Source organism: Flavobacterium sp. (genome assembly GCF_035292545.1).
In the GTDB taxonomy this organism is placed as follows: domain Bacteria; phylum Bacteroidota; class Bacteroidia; order Flavobacteriales; family Flavobacteriaceae; genus Flavobacterium.
The window spans coordinates 15,205-32,709 of sequence record NZ_DATDPV010000001.1; the positions used below are offsets into that span (position 1 = coordinate 15,205).

At 36.6% G+C, this 17,505-nt stretch carries 12 protein-coding genes; 3 read left to right on the forward strand and 9 right to left on the reverse strand.

What is annotated here, in order from left to right:
• Positions 1-10: 10 nt before the first annotated feature.
• The 5 genes from VI621_RS00070 to VI621_RS00090 form a co-directional block, all read right to left on the reverse strand.
• The gene (locus VI621_RS00070) at positions 11-757 is read right to left on the reverse strand and encodes a succinate dehydrogenase/fumarate reductase iron-sulfur subunit (RefSeq protein ID WP_324216345.1); all 747 of its coding nucleotides are present in this window, start codon (positions 755-757) and stop codon (positions 11-13) included.
• A 69-nt stretch (positions 758-826) separates the two neighbouring features.
• Positions 827-2,827 carry a fumarate reductase/succinate dehydrogenase flavoprotein subunit gene (locus tag VI621_RS00075; protein WP_324216346.1) on the reverse strand — a complete coding sequence of 667 codons (2,001 nt, stop codon included), beginning with the start codon at positions 2,825-2,827 and terminating at the stop codon, positions 827-829.
• A gap of 12 nt (positions 2,828-2,839) precedes the next feature.
• The gene (locus VI621_RS00080) at positions 2,840-3,505 is read right to left on the reverse strand and encodes a succinate dehydrogenase cytochrome b subunit (protein WP_324216347.1); all 666 of its coding nucleotides are present in this window, start codon (positions 3,503-3,505) and stop codon (positions 2,840-2,842) included.
• A 179-nt stretch (positions 3,506-3,684) separates the two neighbouring features.
• Positions 3,685-4,554, reverse strand: coding sequence for a hypothetical protein (locus VI621_RS00085; RefSeq protein WP_324216348.1), 870 nt, complete (start codon positions 4,552-4,554; stop codon positions 3,685-3,687).
• 63 nt (positions 4,555-4,617) lie between these two features.
• Positions 4,618-5,472, reverse strand: coding sequence for a ChaN family lipoprotein (locus VI621_RS00090; RefSeq protein ID WP_414655475.1), 855 nt, complete (start codon positions 5,470-5,472; stop codon positions 4,618-4,620).
• A gap of 111 nt (positions 5,473-5,583) precedes the next feature.
• Here VI621_RS00090 and VI621_RS00095 point away from each other — a divergent pair, with 111 nt between their 5' ends.
• The 3 genes from VI621_RS00095 to VI621_RS00105 all read left to right on the forward strand — a co-directional run bounded on the left by VI621_RS00095 (position 5,584) and on the right by VI621_RS00105 (position 8,812).
• Positions 5,584-6,876, forward strand: coding sequence for an aminopeptidase P family protein (locus VI621_RS00095; RefSeq protein ID WP_324216350.1), 1,293 nt, complete (start codon positions 5,584-5,586; stop codon positions 6,874-6,876).
• A 209-nt stretch (positions 6,877-7,085) separates the two neighbouring features.
• Positions 7,086-7,886, forward strand: a complete 801-nt coding sequence (locus VI621_RS00100; protein WP_324216351.1) for a TIGR00266 family protein — start codon at positions 7,086-7,088, stop codon at positions 7,884-7,886.
• A 143-nt stretch (positions 7,887-8,029) separates the two neighbouring features.
• A complete protein-coding gene (locus VI621_RS00105) occupies positions 8,030-8,812 on the forward strand; it encodes an alpha/beta hydrolase (RefSeq protein ID WP_324216352.1) in 783 nt (260 codons plus the stop codon).
• A gap of 7 nt (positions 8,813-8,819) precedes the next feature.
• Here VI621_RS00105 and VI621_RS00110 read toward each other — a convergent pair whose 3' ends face one another.
• The 4 genes from VI621_RS00110 to VI621_RS00125 all read right to left on the reverse strand — a co-directional run.
• A complete protein-coding gene (locus VI621_RS00110) occupies positions 8,820-11,582 on the reverse strand; it encodes a PD-(D/E)XK nuclease family protein (protein WP_324216353.1) in 2,763 nt (920 codons plus the stop codon).
• Positions 11,583-11,646: 64 nt separating this feature from the next.
• Positions 11,647-13,053, reverse strand: a complete 1,407-nt coding sequence (locus VI621_RS00115; RefSeq protein WP_324216354.1) for an OmpA family protein — start codon at positions 13,051-13,053, stop codon at positions 11,647-11,649.
• Between the two features lie 108 nt (positions 13,054-13,161).
• Positions 13,162-14,355, reverse strand: coding sequence for a glycine C-acetyltransferase (kbl, locus tag VI621_RS00120; RefSeq protein ID WP_324216355.1), 1,194 nt, complete (start codon positions 14,353-14,355; stop codon positions 13,162-13,164).
• A 46-nt stretch (positions 14,356-14,401) separates the two neighbouring features.
• On the reverse strand, positions 14,402-17,505 hold a 3,104-nt coding region (locus tag VI621_RS00125; RefSeq protein ID WP_324216356.1), incomplete at its 5' end, for a UvrD-helicase domain-containing protein.

A 17,505-nucleotide genomic window follows, 5' to 3' on the forward strand; every position in this document is an offset into this window, starting at 1 on the left:
CGAAATTATATTATCCTTTCAAACTTGCCGATAAATATTCTCTATTCATACGAGCAATGTTTTCAAGAGAAATTCCTTTAGGACATTCTACTTCGCAAGCTCCGGTATTGGTACAGTTTCCGAAACCTTCGGCATCCATTTGGTTTACCATGTTTAGAACTCGGTCTGTAGCTTCTATTCTTCCTTGTGGTAATAAAGCAAATTGAGATACTTTTGCGGCAACAAAAAGCATAGCCGAAGCATTGACACAAGACGCTACACAAGCACCGCAACCAATACAAGTGGCGGCATCAAATGCATCATCAGCATCTTTTTTATTAATAGGAATGGTATTCGCGTCGATTGTATTTCCAGATGTATTCACAGAAATAAATCCACCTGCGTGTTGAATTCTTTCAAAAGATTCTCTGCTAACCACTAAATCTTTAATTACCGGAAATGCTTTGGCTCTAAAGGGTTCGATAGTAATCGTATCGCCATCTTTAAACATACGCATGTGCAACTGACAAGTAGTTACGCCACGGTCTGGCCCGTGTGCTTCTCCATTAATGAATAAAGAACACATTCCACAAATTCCTTCACGACAATCGTGATCGAATGCTACTGGATCTCCACCTTTGTTGATTAAGTCTTCATTGAATACGTCAAGCATTTCAAGGAAAGACATGTCTGGCTCAATTCCGTCGATTTGATAATCGACCATTTTACCTTTATCTTGGGCGTTTTTCTGACGCCATATTTTTAATGTAAGTTTCATCTTTTTAGATTTTAATAGTGAGGGATAACTATGAGAAATATTTAATATCTCACTGTCATATCTCAAATCTTATTTATAACTACGAGTTACTAATTTTACGTTGTCAAATACCAATGGTTCTTTGTGTAGAATAGCATCGCTAGGTTTTCCTGTGTATTCCCATGCGGCTACATAAGCAAAGTTTTCATCGTCACGTTGTGCTTCTCCTTCTTCTGATTGGTATTCTTCTCTAAAGTGACCTCCACAAGATTCATTTCTGTGTAAAGCATCTTTAGCGAAAAGTTCTCCCAATTCAAGGAAATCGGCAACACGAGTCGCTTTTTCTAATTCTTGGTTGAAACCATTGGCTTCTCCAGGAACTTTCACGTCTTTATAAAATTCTTCACGTAAAGCGGCGATTTCAGTAATCGCTTCGTTCAGTCCTTTAGCATTTCTAGCCATTCCAACTTTGTCCCACATGATTTTTCCTAATTTCTTGTGGAAATAGTCAACCGAATGTGTTCCGTTATTGTTCATGAATTTCTCGATTTGGTCTTTCACTGCTTTCTCTGCTTCAACGAATTCAGGTAAATCAGTAGAAATTGGTCCCACTTTAATATCTGGTGACAAATAATCTCCGATAGTATATGGCAATACGAAATATCCGTCAGCCAAACCTTGCATCAAAGCAGAAGCTCCCAATCGGTTGGCTCCGTGATCCGAGAAGTTTGATTCTCCAATTGAGAAACAACCCGGAATTGTAGTTTGTAAATTATAATCAACCCAAGTTCCACCCATAGTGTAGTGAACTGCAGGATAAATCATCATTGGTGTCTGGTATGGATTTTCATCAACGATTTTCTCATACATCTGGAAAAGGTTACCATATTTATTGGCCACGACTTCCGTTCCTAATTTGATGATCAATTTAGTATCGTTAGCATCTAAACCTTTGATATATACTTGCTCTTTTCCGTAACGTTGGATAGCTGCAGCAAAATCCAGGTAAACTGCTTCACCTGTTTTGTTTACTCCAAAACCAGCGTCACATCTTTCTTTAGCAGCACGAGACGCAACGTCACGAGGCACTAAATTTCCAAAAGAAGGATAACGTCTTTCCAAGTAATAATCTCTTTCTGCTTCCGATAAATCGGTTGGTTTTTTCTTCCCTTCACGAATTGCTTTGGCGTCTTCTAGTTTTGCAGGTACCCAAATACGTCCGTCATTACGCAAAGATTCCGACATCAAAGTTAATTTTGACTGGTGATCTCCCGAAACCGGAATACAAGTTGGGTGAATTTGTGTATAGCAAGGATTAGCGAAGAAAGCTCCTTTTTTGTGGATTTTCCAAGCTGCTGTAGCATTACTTCCCATCGCGTTAGTTGACAAGAAAAATACGTTTCCGTAACCTCCTGAAGCAATAACAACAGCATGAGCAGAATGTCTTTCGATTTCTCCTGTAATCAGGTTACGAGCGATAATTCCTCTTGCTTTCCCGTTCACAATCACTAAATCCAGCATTTCGTGACGGTTGTGCATTTTTATTTTTCCACGACCGATTTGACGGTTCATGGCTGAGTAAGCTCCTAATAATAATTGTTGTCCTGTTTGTCCTTTTGCATAAAAAGTACGGGAAACCAAAGTTCCTCCAAACGAACGATTGTCCAATAATCCACCATATTCACGAGCCAACGGAACGCCTTGCGCCACACATTGGTCAATAATATTAGCAGAAACTTCCGCTAGACGGTGTACGTTCGCTTCACGAGCGCGGTAGTCACCCCCTTTTACGGTATCATAAAACAAACGGAAAGTTGAATCTCCATCTCCTTGATAATTTTTTGCTGCATTGATTCCCCCTTGTGCAGCAATAGAGTGCGCACGACGTGGTGAATCCTGAAAACAAAATGCTTTTACGTTATATCCTAATTCTGCCAAAGTTGCTGCGGCAGAACCTCCAGCTAATCCTGTCCCAACAATGATAACGTCTAAATTACGTTTGTTGGCCGGATTTACTAAGTTAATATGATCTTTATAATCTGTCCATTTGTCCGCAATTGGACCTTTAGGAATTTTTGAATCTAATGCCATTATTATATAGTATTATTGATTGAAATGATGAAATAACGCAATAAATATGAATCCGAAAGGAACTACAATTGCAAAAGCATATCCTAATTTGTGTAAAGATTTTGAATATTTATTATTAAAACCTACCGATTGAAATGAGGAGTTGAAACCGTGCCATAAGTGCAATGACAGTAATAAAAAGGACAAGCTGTACAAACCGGTACGAATCGGGCTTTCAAATTTTTGAACCAATTCATGGTAGTATCTTGTTTCTTCAAGCGGGTTGTTGTCAACATATTTGTACATAATTTCCGGAACCCAGAAATCGTAAAAATGTAAACCGATAAATGCCAACACCACTAATCCTGAAATAATCATATTTCTGGAAGCCCATGTAGCACTTACTGCTCCGTTATAATTTGCATAAGCAATTGGTCTTGCGCTTCGGTTTTGTAAATTCAGAACAAAACCCATAATGAAGTGAAAAACCACACCAAAAATAAGAATTGGCTGAATAATGTACTGAACCAATGGATTGTAACCCATAAAATGAGAAACCTCATTAAAACTATCAGGACTAAATACCGACAAGCTGTTTATAAAAAAATGTTGCGCAAGAAATAAAATTAAGAAAAGTCCCGAAAGCGCCATAGTGACTTTTTTTGCAATGGAAGACTTCAATACTGCAGATTTTGCCATAAGAATTTGAATAATTTATTTTAAAAAATTATACAAAAATAAAGCAAATAGACATGAACTACAACCTTTTCAATGTTATTTATAATGATTTTAAAATGGGGGTTTAAAAATTTTTTCAAATTTTTAAACCCCCATTTCTGAGTATTAAATTATATAGAATTAATGGCTCTAAAATCTTTCTATTGCACTTGATATGAAGGAATTAAACCTCTCAATCCCATATCAACCACATTTTCTCCGGCAGAAGGCTCGTATTTTCCATCAGGATTTATTTCATGCCATTCAAAACTTTTGTTGATAGATAAGGAAAGTGTCATTTCCACATCGTGCGTTTCATTCCCTGTAATCACAAGATTATTGGCAAACTTTCCAGTCACTACACAAGAACCTTGAGGAATTGGCGAGGTTGAAGCAATCGGATTTGGAACTGTAGTTGCTCCAGCAGGCGCCTGTCCCGAAAATGGCATTCCCTGAACATTTAATGCCCAATATCCCTGTGCTCTATTGGCATTAACCGGAAAAGTACTATTCCCGATAGAATGCGTCCCTATATAATTATTAAAACCAACGAAACTAGCTAAAGTTCCTGTATGATCAGTGGCGTCATGACGAATCACAATATCATAATTCTGATACGATAATGAAACGCGAACCCATTCATAACTGCCATTTGCAATTTGGCTTAAAGGAATTTTCAGAAAAGTTTCGCCTTCCGCTGATATTTTTGCCTGACTAAAATCAATGGCGTTTGCACCGCCTAAAGTGGTTTCCGGCGCATGATATAAAATTGTTCCCATACCTAATCCTGTATTTGCATTTGGAGCCAACTCGATATAATGGGAAGAAATTGTATTGAAAATTGGTGATTGGGCAGCATTTCCGGCTGAAACACCCGCTGGTTGACCAAGATTATTTAATCTAACCTGATTTTCATCAAATTGGAATTTCACTATAAGCATTGGTTCCGTTTTTACTTCGTCTTTTTCACAGGAAATAAATCCGATGCACACAATGGCTAACAGTAATCCCAGAATAAATTTTGCATTCATAATTTAATTGACTTTAAGAAAAAATTAACAACAAAAACAATGCCAAGAATTTGTTAATGTTTTTTAGCGTGTTTTTGTAACATCTTCATCTACAACGAGAATAAGGTCTGCTTTATTGTAATGTTCCTTTTCTAATTTTGAAATATCGTTTTGAGATACTGTAGCAATTGTTAAAATTTTAAGTTTTGCATTTGCTCTTTTCAAATACCAGTAAATCCCTTCGAAGTTGTCGCTGTGATAGGTTCCGTTATAATGAATGAAAACCGAATTTTCTTTCAGGTTTTTAAGGATAAAATATGCCATCGTAGCGTCCTTAACCGCTTGTGCTTTCGGCATGTTTCCTCCTCCGTGACCACCCATTTCCTGAACCATTTTCACATATCCAGGCATGGTTGGATCATAAGCAATTGGCAATGGGGCAACCCAAGATTTTTCCTCATCGGTTAATTTTTCCAAAGCTTCAAAACCATTTTTAAAAACCAAACTCGCAAAACGACGTGGGATATTAGAAGCTATAAAAGGAATATTTTTTTCTTTGGCAAAATCGACCAAAGGCTTATAATCGGTTTTATAATTGGGCCAAAGCCGCGCCAAAGTATCAAATGCTTTTTGATCGATTTCCCCTTTTAAATATTGATTGAGTTGTTTTTGATTATCCGCTTCGATCATTTCGGCACCGAGAACCAAATATTTTCTTTCAGCTAAATCTTTTGTAAACTCTAACTGAAGCCAATGTACTACAGAATTATCATGGTATTCTCCAAACAAAACCACTTCGGCGTTGGCAGCAGTTTTCAACACTTTTTTATAGGATATCTTTTTACCGTTTTTATCAAAAAATTGATACGGCATTTTATTTTGAGCCATCACTATTTGCCCAAAAAACAGAATAATTAAAGAGAAAAGTTTTGCTTTCATCATTGAAAAGTACTCATTTTACTTATTCTTACAAAATTTATTACCCATTTAACAACATTTACTGCGAAAGTTCCTAATTTTGACTACTACAACTAAAAAAAATAATTCGACATGAAATACCATCAAATAGACCGCGATCTTTTCATCAAAAACCGCAAAAAATTCATGGCTGAAATGAAGCCAAAAAGTGTAGCGATTTTTAATTCTAATGATATTTATCCGGTTTCTGCCGACAGTACTTTGCCTTTTGCACAACACCGTGATATTTTTTATTTAAGCGGAGTGGATCAGGAAGAAAGTATTTTATTGCTTTTTCCTGATGCGCCATATGAACATCAAAGAGAAATGTTGTTCCTAAAAGAAACCAGCGAACACATTGCCATTTGGGAAGGCGAAAAACTGACTAAAGAAAGTGCATTTAAAGTTTCCGGAATCAAAACTGTGTATTGGTTACAGGAATTCGAGAAGATTTTATTCGAAATGATGACACATTCCGACACCATTTATATCAATACTAACGAGCATTATCGTGCCACGGTGGAAACAGAAACCCGTGAAGCGCGTTTTGTAAAATGGTGGAAAGAGAAATATCCCGCACATGCTGTCGCAAAAAGCAATCCGATTTTGCAACGCCTACGTTCCGTAAAAGAAAGCGAAGAGATAGATTTAATTCAAAATGCCTGTAATATCACCGAAAAAGGATTCCGAAGATTATTGTCATTCGTGGAACCAAACGTAATGGAATATGAAATCGAGGCCGAATTGATTCATGAATTTGTTCGCAACCGTTCCAAAGGTTTTGCTTATACCCCAATTATTGCTTCTGGTAACAATGCGAATGTATTGCATTACATCGAAAACAACCAACAATGTAAGCCCGGTGATTTGATTTTATTGGACGTTGCTGCCGAATACGGCAATTATTCGAGCGACATGACCCGAATGATTCCTGTTTCCGGAAAATTCACCGACAGACAGGCTGAAGTTTATAATGCGGTTTTACGTGTGAAAAATGAAGCAACCAAAATGCTTACGCCAGGAACACTTTGGAAACAATACCATATTGAAGTAGGAAAAATTATGACCTCAGAATTACTGGGATTAGGACTTTTGGATAAAGCCGATGTGCAAAATGAAAATCCGGAATGGCCAGCCTACAAAAAATATTTCATGCACGGAACTTCCCACCACATGGGATTGGACACGCATGATTACGGAATTCTGACCGAACCAATGCAAGCTAATATGGTTTTTACTGTCGAGCCGGGAATTTATATTCCAGCTGAAGGTTTCGGAATTCGATTGGAAGATAATTTGGTGGTTCAGGAAAGTGGCGAACCGTTTAATTTGATGCGTAATATTCCAATTGAGATTGATGAAATCGAGAGTCTGATGAACAGTTAATTTTATATTTAATAATTTAAATTTAAACGGCTTACAGAAATGTGAGCCGTTTTTTTATTTATATTCTAAAAACGCATCAATTTCAAAAGAGCCAAGAAACCTCAATTGAACATTTTTTTATAACTTTGAATAACGCAGCTCTTTTAGATTTTACAAAACAAGAAAATGCAGTCTTTTATCAGAACCTGACTAACTAAAAAACAAAAAACATGCAAGCACACGAAATAGAGTACCACATTTTTGGTGAAGAAATGCAATATGTAGAAATTGAACTGGACCCACAGGAAATCGTAATCGCCGAAGCGGGAAGTTTCATGATGATGGACAACAACATCCAAATGGAAACCATTTTTGGAGACGGATCCGAACAGCAATCCGGATTATTTGGCAAGCTACTCAATGCGGGAAAGAGAGTACTCACGGGCGAAAGTCTGTTCATGACCGCGTTCATCAACCAAAACAACACTAAAAGCAAGGTATCCTTTGCGGCTCCATATCCCGGGAAAATCATCCCGATTGACTTAACTCAATTTGGCGGAAAATTCATTTGCCAGAAAGATTCTTTTCTCTGCGCTGCCAAAGGCGTTTCTGTTGGAATCGAATTCTCTAAAAAACTTGGTCGCGGACTTTTCGGTGGCGAAGGATTCATTATGCAAAAAATAGAAGGTGATGGAATGGCATTTGTTCATACCGGCGGTACCTTGGCAAAAAAGCAACTTGCGTCGGGTGAAATCCTGAAAGTGGACACGGGATGTATCGTAGGTTTCACAAAAGAGGTGGATTATGATATTGAATTTATTGGCGGCATCAAGAACTCTATCTTTGGCGGAGAAGGATTATTTTACGCCACGCTTAGCGGTCCGGGAACGGTTTATGTTCAATCCTTACCTTTCAGCAGACTGGCAGACCGAATTATCGCTTCGGCTCCAAAATCTGGAGGAAGCAGTCGAGACGAAGGCAGTTTATTAGGCGGATTGGGAAGTTTGCTCGATGGTGATAAACGATTTTAAACTTTTTAAATAATTATAGACGGCTTTCAGAATGGGAGCCGTTTTTTGTATTTAAACAAATCATCAAGGAATTACAAACTGGAAGTTGATTTCCTATCTTGTTAAAAAATTAAAATGTTATTTTTGCCTACTAAATTTTCATTTTGAAACGCATTTACTTTAAAAACACCAAAATATCCTATTCCGACACCGGAAAAGGAACCGCTATTGTCTTGCTTCATGGCTTTTTGGAAAACCAAACCATGTGGGATTTCTACATTGCTGAATTTTCTAAAAAGTACCGGGTTATCACGATTGATTTATTAGGTCATGGCAAAACGGAATGTTTGGGATACATCCATTCGATGGAAGATAATGCCGATGCGGTTCATGCTGTTTTATCGGAATTACGGATTCGAAAAGCGGTTTTTGTCGGACATTCCATGGGCGGTTATGTGGCTTTGGCTTTCGCCGAATTGTATCCGGAAACCGTAAAGGGATTGGTTTTATTGAATTCAACAACAAGAGCCGACAGCGAGGAACGCAAAATCAATCGTGACCGTGCTATTGTAGCGGTAAAACAAAATTACGGCAATTTTATCCGCATGTCTATCGCCAATTTATTTAGCGAAGACAATCGAGAGAAAATGACTGATGCTATTGAAAAAGTGAAAGTTGAAGCTTTAAAAACCCCTTTACAAGGCATTGTGGCTTCTCTTGAAGGGATGAAAATCCGTAAAGACCGGGAAGTTTTACTTCATTTTGCTCCATATCCGATATTGCTGATTTTAGGCAAAAAAGATCCTGTTTTAATTTACGAAGAAAGTCTCGAACAAACTGAAAACACAGCAGTAAAATTGGTCACTTTCCCTGACGGACACATGAGTCATATTGAAAACGCCGTTGAATTGAAGAAAGTATTATTGGATTTTTTTAAAAATATTTAATCATGTATTAAATCTTCTCCTCAAAAGGAATATTCTCATCCAAAATCTCATTCAGCAATAAAACCATTTGTTCCAGATAATTATTTAGAACTTCATGATTTATAATTGAATTTACGTCTTTTTCTTCTTTAAAATTAAAAGGCAAAAATCCTGATTTTAGATTTTTGAAAGAAATAATTCCGGCTTCAATCGGTTTGTCCTTTGCATCTTTTCCATACATGTAAGCATACGCCAAAACCTGAATGATTTTATCGTTTTTAATATCTTCTGCCAGGCCTTTCCAGGCTTTTAGGGTGACATTACCTTTTTCAACTTTTCCAGTTTTGTAGTCTATAATTCGGATGGTTCCGTTGCGTTCCTCAATTCGGTCAACCGAACCGCCAATTTTTACAGGAAAGGACAAACTTGGATGTTCTAAAATCCGTTCGAAACGTTCTTCGAGAGCCAGAATTTTTATGGCATCGCCGTTTTTGATGCTTTCCAATTCCATTTTCAGGAAATTGGAAACATTACGTTTGGCTACTTCAAAAGCTAACAAATTTCGTCCTTTTTTGATTTCACCTTCTTTATAAACCAATTTGAATTGTTTTAAAACCTCAGCATCAATTTGTTTGAAACAAGTTAAAATGTCATTTTCGGATAAAAACTTGCCGACAAACGGGTCATACAAAGCTTTTAAAGTTTCATGGATGATGGTTCCCAAAGTATTCAAAGCAATATTTTCTTCGACTTCCTCAACTTCACTGATCCGTAGAATCTTTTGGAAATAAAACTGGATTGGATTCCGAATATAACTCGTCAATGCCGAGGGTGAAAATCCTTTTTCGGCAATTTCCTTTAATCGCAACATAACCGATTCCGATTTTGGGATTATCATTGGCTGATAAGCCGTTTCTGGCAAAACTGCATTGTATATTTCGTGTGACAAAGTATGATTGGCTTGTTTTTCGACTTCCAATTGGGTAATGAAACGGCTTTTTTCGCCCGCATCCAAACCTTCACTTTCGGTGTTATACAGCAGATAAATATTTTTGGCACGTTGTAACAAATGGTAAAAATGATAGGTGTAAATCGCATCTTTTTCTTTAAAAGTAGGCAAACCCAATTCCCGCTTCACATCATACGGAATAAAAGAATTCTGTGATTTTCCGGCAGGAAACTTCCCTTCATTCATCGAGGTGACAATTACGGTTTCGAAATCCAATACGCGGCTTTCCAGAACGCCCATAATCTGCAAACCGTTCAAAGGCTCGCCTTCGAAAGAAACTTCGGCTAAATCGATTATCTGCTTGTAAATGGCATATAGCGTTTCGATTTTATCGATGTGTTCGTGCTGCGAATAGTAATTGATGAGTTTATTGATGACTTTGAAAATGGCGAACACAAAGGCTTTCGTGATTTTTTCTTCTTCGTTGTCGTTGTTTAGATTGTTTTTTATGGTTAACAATAATTTAGAAATGGTTTCCAATACCGGAATCGAACCATTTTCCCATTTTTGAAATAACAAAAGAAACAGCTCACTTGAATTTACGCTCAATTCTATCAATTTATGATGCGTTATAAAAGTGTAATTATTTTGATTGATGATATTAACTAAAGCGCTTGTTTTTGCATAAGGTTCTACCAATGGATGGGTTAAAATATCCAATACATCTTTGTAATACAACACATAACTTTTGGCATTTCTGGACAAAGCATTGGTGTGCATTTTGAACAATTTTGCAATCAAAATTTGCGCAGGATTGTTCTTGCTTGAATAACCCATAGTGATATTCAATGCACCAACAGTTGATGGTAAAGAGTATAAAAGTGGTACTAACAAATTTTCTTCACCTAGAACAATGGCCACTTTATCTAGTGTCGCGTTTGGATTCGCACTGATGACATTTTCAATAATACTTCCGGCAATTTTGGCCTGTCCGATTGTCTTTGGTGTACCAATAATCTGGATATTTTTTGCTTGAGAAAAATCATTTACAATCCATTCAAAAGGATTTGATTTGTAGTGTTTCCAGTTTTCTTTGAATCGTCGAACAAACAAGCCCGCATCATGAAACGGGTCGTTTAGAAAGGTTTGATCAACATCCCAATATATTTTGGCATGATCGGAGGCGATTAGATGTTGGATGATTTTTTCTTCGGCTGCATTCAATGCGTTGAAACCTGCAAATACGAATTTTTTGTCCTGAATAGAATCAGAGAAATGGTTCAAATTATTTACGGCTTCGCGATAAATCAAACCTTGGTAACCGATACCTTTATTCAATAAGTGAGTATAAAGGGACTGGTAATAATTCGGCAATAATTTCCAGAAATCGATATAATTTTCGAGCAATTGGGTTTTATTTTCGACTTCAATTCCCCATTTTTTGATGTCTTCAATGTCTTTTAAGTAAGATAAAACATGTGATGGTTCTAACAGATACCGATCGATCTCATTGAAATCCTGCAACAGTGTTTTAGCCCAATTGGCAAAGAGCTCAAATGTTTGCTGGTTTTTTTTATCAGTGATTGACAAATACACTTCATAAAACTCGAATAATAATTCTATCGGGTCAACGGAACGAATACCGGCAATGTCTTGAATAAAATCTTCAATACTAATAATTTCAGGAGAAAGGATATTGTTTTCAACTTGTTTTTTCAAAGCTTCAATCAAAAATATCTTGGCCCGTTTATTTGGCAAAACAACAATTGTATTGGATAGATTTCCGGAATAATTTTCGATTAAGACCTGCGCAATTTTATCTAGAAAAGAAGTATTTGTCATTTTATAAAAATAAAAAAAACGCCCCGATAAATCGAGGCGTTTTCTATAAATATTTTAGAAAAATTTATTCTTTGATTAAAGAAATTTCAGTTCTTCTGTTCATTGCTTTACCTTTTGCAGTTTTATTAGTTGCAACTGGTTTAGTTTCACCAAAACCTGTATGTTTTAATCTGTCAGCAGCGATTCCGTTTTCAATTAAATAATTTTCAACTGCGTGAGCTCTATTTTCAGATAATGTTTGGTTCATTTCATTAGAACCATCACTATCAGTATGACCTTCAATTAAAAATCTTGAATATGGATATTCTTTTAAGATTGCAACAATTGATTGTAAAACTGGGATAGTTTGTGCTTTGAAAGTTGATTTTCCAGAGTTAAACAAGATTGTTTTAGCGTAAGCATTCAATTTTTTGATAACTTCTTCAGATACTTCAGGACAACCACTGTTAGCAACAGTACCTTTAACATCAATACATTTATCATCTTTGTCTAAAACACCATCTCCGTCAGTATCTGGCCAAGGACAACCTGCGTTCTCTTTTGGTCCTGCAACTGTAACACATTTATCATCTTTGTCAGCAACTCCATCGCCATCAGCATCTGGACATCCGTTCAAAGCTTTAAGACCAGCAACTTCTGGACAAGCATCATCTTTATCAGCAATTCCATCTCCGTCAGTATCAGGACAACCGTTTAATGCAGCTAAACCGAATACAGTTGGACACTCATCAGCGCTATCTTGGATACCATCAGCATCTGTATCAGGACAACCATTGAATTGTTTTAAACCAGCAACTTCTGGACAAGCATCATCTCTGTCATAAATACCATCTCCATCTGTATCTTTTCCTCCAAATTTGAAAGTAAGACCAGCAAAGTGTTGCATGTGTGAAGCAATGTCAACGTTTGGAGTTCTAGTGTCATCAAATGAATGTTTGTAAGTAGACTCTAAAGAAAGACCAACTTGTTCTGTGAACCAAAAAGTCAATCCTAAACCTCCATTTACAGTACCAGCACTTGCATCACCCATAAAAGTATAACCTCCACCAATGTGAATAGACGGGTCAATAACTTTAGATCCGATTAAATTCATCATACTATACTTGATAATTGCATCAGCACCATAGTAAGTTAAATCACCAGGATTAGTTACAATATAATCAAGAGAAGAACCTTCACGTTTGTTAACAAATCTTTTGATTTTGTTAACAGACCCAGTAACTCCAAATGAGATGTTATTCCCTACATATTTTGACACTTTTAAATAAGAAACCGAAGGAAGAATATTCCAGTTGTCTTTAGCGTTAAAATACTGAGAAATTTGATCTTCAAGGCTTGCTGCGGCACTAATTCTTGTGTCAACAGCATTTACTCCAAATGTTAATGCCCATGGATTGTTTTGGTCCTGAGCTTGTGAGCTAAGACCAACAATAAGACATATAACAGCAAATAATTTGTTAAGATGTTTCATACTTAATTTTGTTAGATTACAATTTATATTCCTCAAAAGTAATACGTAATTTTTTAACTACAAAATGAAATGTTAAAAAAATTGGCGAAATTACTGTAAAAGTGGGAATTATATAACATTTAACGACTTTCCTACTTCAATAAAAGCTTTAATAGCCTTGTCTAAATGCTCTTTTGTGTGCGCAGCGGATAATTGTACTCTAATTCTTGCTTTATCCTTCGGAACCACCGGAAAAAAGAAACCAATAACATAAATTCCCTTTTTCAGGAGTTCATTGGCCATATTTTGAGACAATTTTGCATCATAAAGCATCACCGGAACGATTGCCGAATCACCATCAATGATATCAAAACCGGCTTCTTTCATTCCTGCTTTGAAATAATTGGTATTCCATTCCAATTTATCCCTTAGAGATGTATCTTTTTCTAACAATTCGAAAACCTTAATAGAAGCCCCCACAATCGCTGGCGCTAAAGAATTCGAAAACAAATACGGACGAGAACGTTGACGCAATATTTCGATAATTTCTTTTTTTGCAGTTGTGTAACCGCCCATGGCACCGCCTAAAGCTTTCCCTAAGGTTCCTGTAATAATATCCACTCTTCCCATTACGCCTTTGGCTTCCAGCGTTCCTTTTCCGGTTGCACCTATAAAACCGGCAGCATGACATTCATCAACCATAACCATGGCATCGTATTTATCGGCTAAATCACAAATTTTATCTAATGGCGCAACCACGCCGTCCATAGAGAAAACCCCATCGGTAACAATTAATTTGAATCGTGTTCCTGCTTCATTGGCTTTAATCAATTGCTGCTCCAAATCTTCCATGTTGCTATTCTCATAACGATAACGGGCTGCTTTACACAAACGAACCCCGTCAATAATTGAAGCGTGGTTTAAACTATCTGAAATTATCGCATCGTTTTCTCCCAACAATGGTTCGAAAACACCCCCGTTAGCATCAAAAGCCGCCGCATAAAGAATCGTGTCTTCTGTTCCGTAAAATTCGGATATCTTTTTTTCCAATGTTTTATGAATATCCTGCGTTCCGCAAATAAATCGAACCGATGACATTCCGAATCCATGTGAATCCAAAGTATCTTTTGCCGCCTGGATCACTTCCGGGTGTGATGATAAGCCGAGATAATTATTGGCACAAAAATTCAAAACGGTTTCTCCAGTTGAAATCGTGATTTCTGCTCCTTGTGGTGAAGTGATGATTCTTTCCGATTTGAAAATTCCGTTATCTACAATCGTTTTCAATTCTGCCTCAAGATGTTCTTTTATTTTTCCGTACATTTTTGTGTGTTTGTTTATTCGGTTATGTGTTTATTTTCGTTTAAGGCTACAAATTTACTACATTGATTTGTTCTCCTATATATATGAGTGCTTTTTTTACCACTTTAAGGCCCATTAATTCGATGGCACTTTGGTAATTTTCTAATTGCAATTGGTATTTTTGATTGTGCGTTCCTGTTTTATAATCCAAAAGAAAAACCTCGCCGCTTTTGGTCAAAACCATTCTATCCGGTTTGATTGTTGTCCCTACTTTTTGAATAATCGTTTGTTCATTCAAAACTTCATTTCCTTCGGCAAAATAATCTTCCAATTCGTTGTGACTGATAATTTCCTGAATTGTTTTACAAACCAACTCTTTTTGATTAAAAGTAATCAACCCGCTTTCTAATGATTTAGTGATTGCTAAGTCAATATCATATTTAGTTTTTACAAAAGATAAGATTTCATGAATCACATTCCCGTATTCTATGGCTTCTTGTTGCTGTGTTCCCCACATTAATGCTTCCCGTTGGGCAATTTTTATATTTTTGGGATTGAGGATTTCACTGACTAACGGAATTGTTTTTATCTCATCCGTTTTTTCATTATCTGGAGATAATTTAGATGGATTCCCAAATTCATATTCCAATTTATTTTCTTCGAACACTCCCTTGCTCATCAAATAATTAATAAAGAAAGCTGACATATTATTGGATTTAACCTCTCCTTTACTTGTCAAATTCATGTTCGAAATCACATACAACTGTTCTTCAGCTCTCGTTAAAGCCACATACAAAACATTGATATTATCCAATAATTCTTCCTGTTTTTTCTGATTGTAAACCAATGACGCTTCATCTCCAAAACCTTCCACTGCACTGCTGTTATCGATTAAAACTTTGGGCAAACCAAAATCCTGTTCTTCAGCATTCAACCACAATTTATCTTTGGGTTTTCGGCTGTAATCTTCTTCTGCAAATGGCATGATTACGATTGGAAACTCCAATCCTTTTGATTTATGAATCGTCATAATTCGAACCGCATTCTTTCCTTCGGGCGACGGAATGCTGAATTTCTCCCCATTTTTATCCCAATAATTCAGAAAATCCGAAATTCCCGCTTGGTTTCTTACATCCCGTTCCAAAACAATATCCAGAAAATATTGCACATAAGCATTATTGCTTTTTGGATTAATGAATTTAGAAACAATGATTTCCACAGCTTCATACAGCGATTTTTTTCGGATGTTTTGAAACGAAAGCGAAATATTGAAACTCATCAGCCAACTCTCAAAAGCTGCTTCCTGTTTTTCCTCCATTCCTTTGGCAATGAAATCATGAACAGGCAATTCGTCCTGAATGTATTCCGCAACATAATGAAGAAAATGTGCTTTGGCTTCTAAATCGACATTGTTTTTCAGGTATTTCAGCAAATGAATAATCAATCGCACTTCGGTAGCGTTTTGTATCATCAACGTTTCCGAGGACAACAATGGGATACTTTGCTCAGTCAAATAATTGGCAATTGCGATTCCCTGATCCCGTTTTCGGGTAAGGATAACAATGTCTTTGTAATCAAAACCTTGTCGTGTTACTTTTTGAATGGTATTTAAAGTCGCCAATAAATACAATTCGGTTTTATCCAAAGTTTCTTCTCCCGAAGTGTCGGGATCTTCTGAAGTTTCTACTTTTGGAATAAAGGAAATATTTACATAGCCACCCGTTTTATCATTGATTTTTTGGGTACTGTGATTGGCATATAAATCTTGGTAATCTTCGTGTTCAAATTCATTGGACAACAATTGAAAAAAATCGTTATTGAATTCGATTATCTGCGAATAACTGCGGTAATTTTTATCTAAATGAAACAACTCATTTTTATGATTTTTAAAAGCATTTTGGTCTTTGCTCAACGCAATAAACTGTTCAGCTTTGCCTCCGCGCCAACGGTAAATAGACTGTTTCGGGTCGCCCACAATCATCAAGGTTCCTTTTTCTCCGTTTTCTTCTCCATCCAAAGAGTTTCCAATCAGCGGAATCAGGTTTTGCCATTGCATTTCGGACGTGTCCTGAAATTCATCAATAAAAAAATGACGGTAGCGCTCGCCCAATCGTTCGTAAATGAATGGCGCCGGTTGATTTTGAATTTCCCGATGAATAATGGCATTGAATTCAGAAATGGAAAGCACGTTTTGCTCTTTTTGAATTTTTGCCAATTCGTTACTGACAGTATTCAACAAAGATAACGGCGTAATGTTTTTTAGAAAGGCTTTGTAGAAATCGCGTTTCTCGAAATTTTTATAAATTTTCCCTAGCGTTTGCAACAATTCCGGAACAATATTTTCAATAATCGCTCGGTCTTTTGCCGTTTTGTTGATTGCAATATCATCGAATTCGTGGAAGGCTTTATTTTTCGGATTGTATTTTCCTTCCTGAATACTGATGATATGATTTGGAAAAGTTCCTCGCGAGAAAGATTTTAAGTCTATTCCGTTATTTTCTATTAAAGAAAAAGTTTCATTGGCAAGCTCCACATTCTCTTTTTCCAAAACTTTGCAGGCCTCGGCTAATTTGTTTTTTATCTCGACGAATTCGGCGATGGATTTATCTTGAAAATGAGTAATTTCATTTCGATGATTTTCATTAAGAACCAAACGTCCGGTTTCGAGAATTTCGCGTGAAATGTCCCAAGATTTATCTTCATTGACTTTTTCCATTGTGAAATTAATCAATAATTCTGTAAGTGTTTCATCTTCTCCGGCTTGTGCAATGATGGCGTCAACGGCTTCAATCAAAAGATTTTCGGTATCTAATGTGACTTCAAAAGTCATTGGTAAATTCAAATCATGCGCAAAAGCACGAATGACTTTGTGTGTAAATTTGTCGATGGTAGAAATATCGAAAGCAGCATAATTGTGAATAATATGCTTGATGATATTTTTCGATTTTGTTTTGATTTGAATGGGAGAAAGTTCCGTCTCTAAAGCCAAATCCTGCATTAAACCTGATGCTTTATCGTTGGGTTCGTCTTTGGCAAATTCGGATAAACTGCCTACAATCCGGCTTTTCATTTCGTGTACCGCTTTGTTGGTAAACGTAATGGCGAGAATGTTGCGATAGGCATCGTTTTTATGGGCAACAAGGATGATTTTCAGGTATTCTTTGACAAGAG

What these genes read in the sequence shown, in the direction of transcription:
- VI621_RS00070 (WP_324216345.1), bottom strand. Translation starts at nt 757, where the DNA reads ATGAAACTTACATTAAAAATATGGCGTCAGAAAAACGCCCAAGATAAA.
- VI621_RS00075 (WP_324216346.1), bottom strand. Translation starts at nt 2,827, where the DNA reads ATGGCATTAGATTCAAAAATTCCTAAAGGTCCAATTGCGGACAAATGG.
- VI621_RS00080 (WP_324216347.1), bottom strand. Translation starts at nt 3,505, where the DNA reads ATGGCAAAATCTGCAGTATTGAAGTCTTCCATTGCAAAAAAAGTCACT.
- VI621_RS00085 (WP_324216348.1), bottom strand. Translation starts at nt 4,554, where the DNA reads ATGAATGCAAAATTTATTCTGGGATTACTGTTAGCCATTGTGTGCATC.
- VI621_RS00090 (WP_414655475.1), bottom strand. Translation starts at nt 5,472, where the DNA reads ATGAAAGCAAAACTTTTCTCTTTAATTATTCTGTTTTTTGGGCAAATA.
- VI621_RS00095 (WP_324216350.1), top strand. Translation starts at nt 5,584, where the DNA reads ATGAAATACCATCAAATAGACCGCGATCTTTTCATCAAAAACCGCAAA.
- VI621_RS00100 (WP_324216351.1), top strand. Translation starts at nt 7,086, where the DNA reads ATGCAAGCACACGAAATAGAGTACCACATTTTTGGTGAAGAAATGCAA.
- VI621_RS00110 (WP_324216353.1), bottom strand. Translation starts at nt 11,582, where the DNA reads ATGACAAATACTTCTTTTCTAGATAAAATTGCGCAGGTCTTAATCGAA.
- VI621_RS00115 (WP_324216354.1), bottom strand. Translation starts at nt 13,053, where the DNA reads ATGAAACATCTTAACAAATTATTTGCTGTTATATGTCTTATTGTTGGT.
- kbl (WP_324216355.1), bottom strand. Translation starts at nt 14,355, where the DNA reads ATGTACGGAAAAATAAAAGAACATCTTGAGGCAGAATTGAAAACGATT.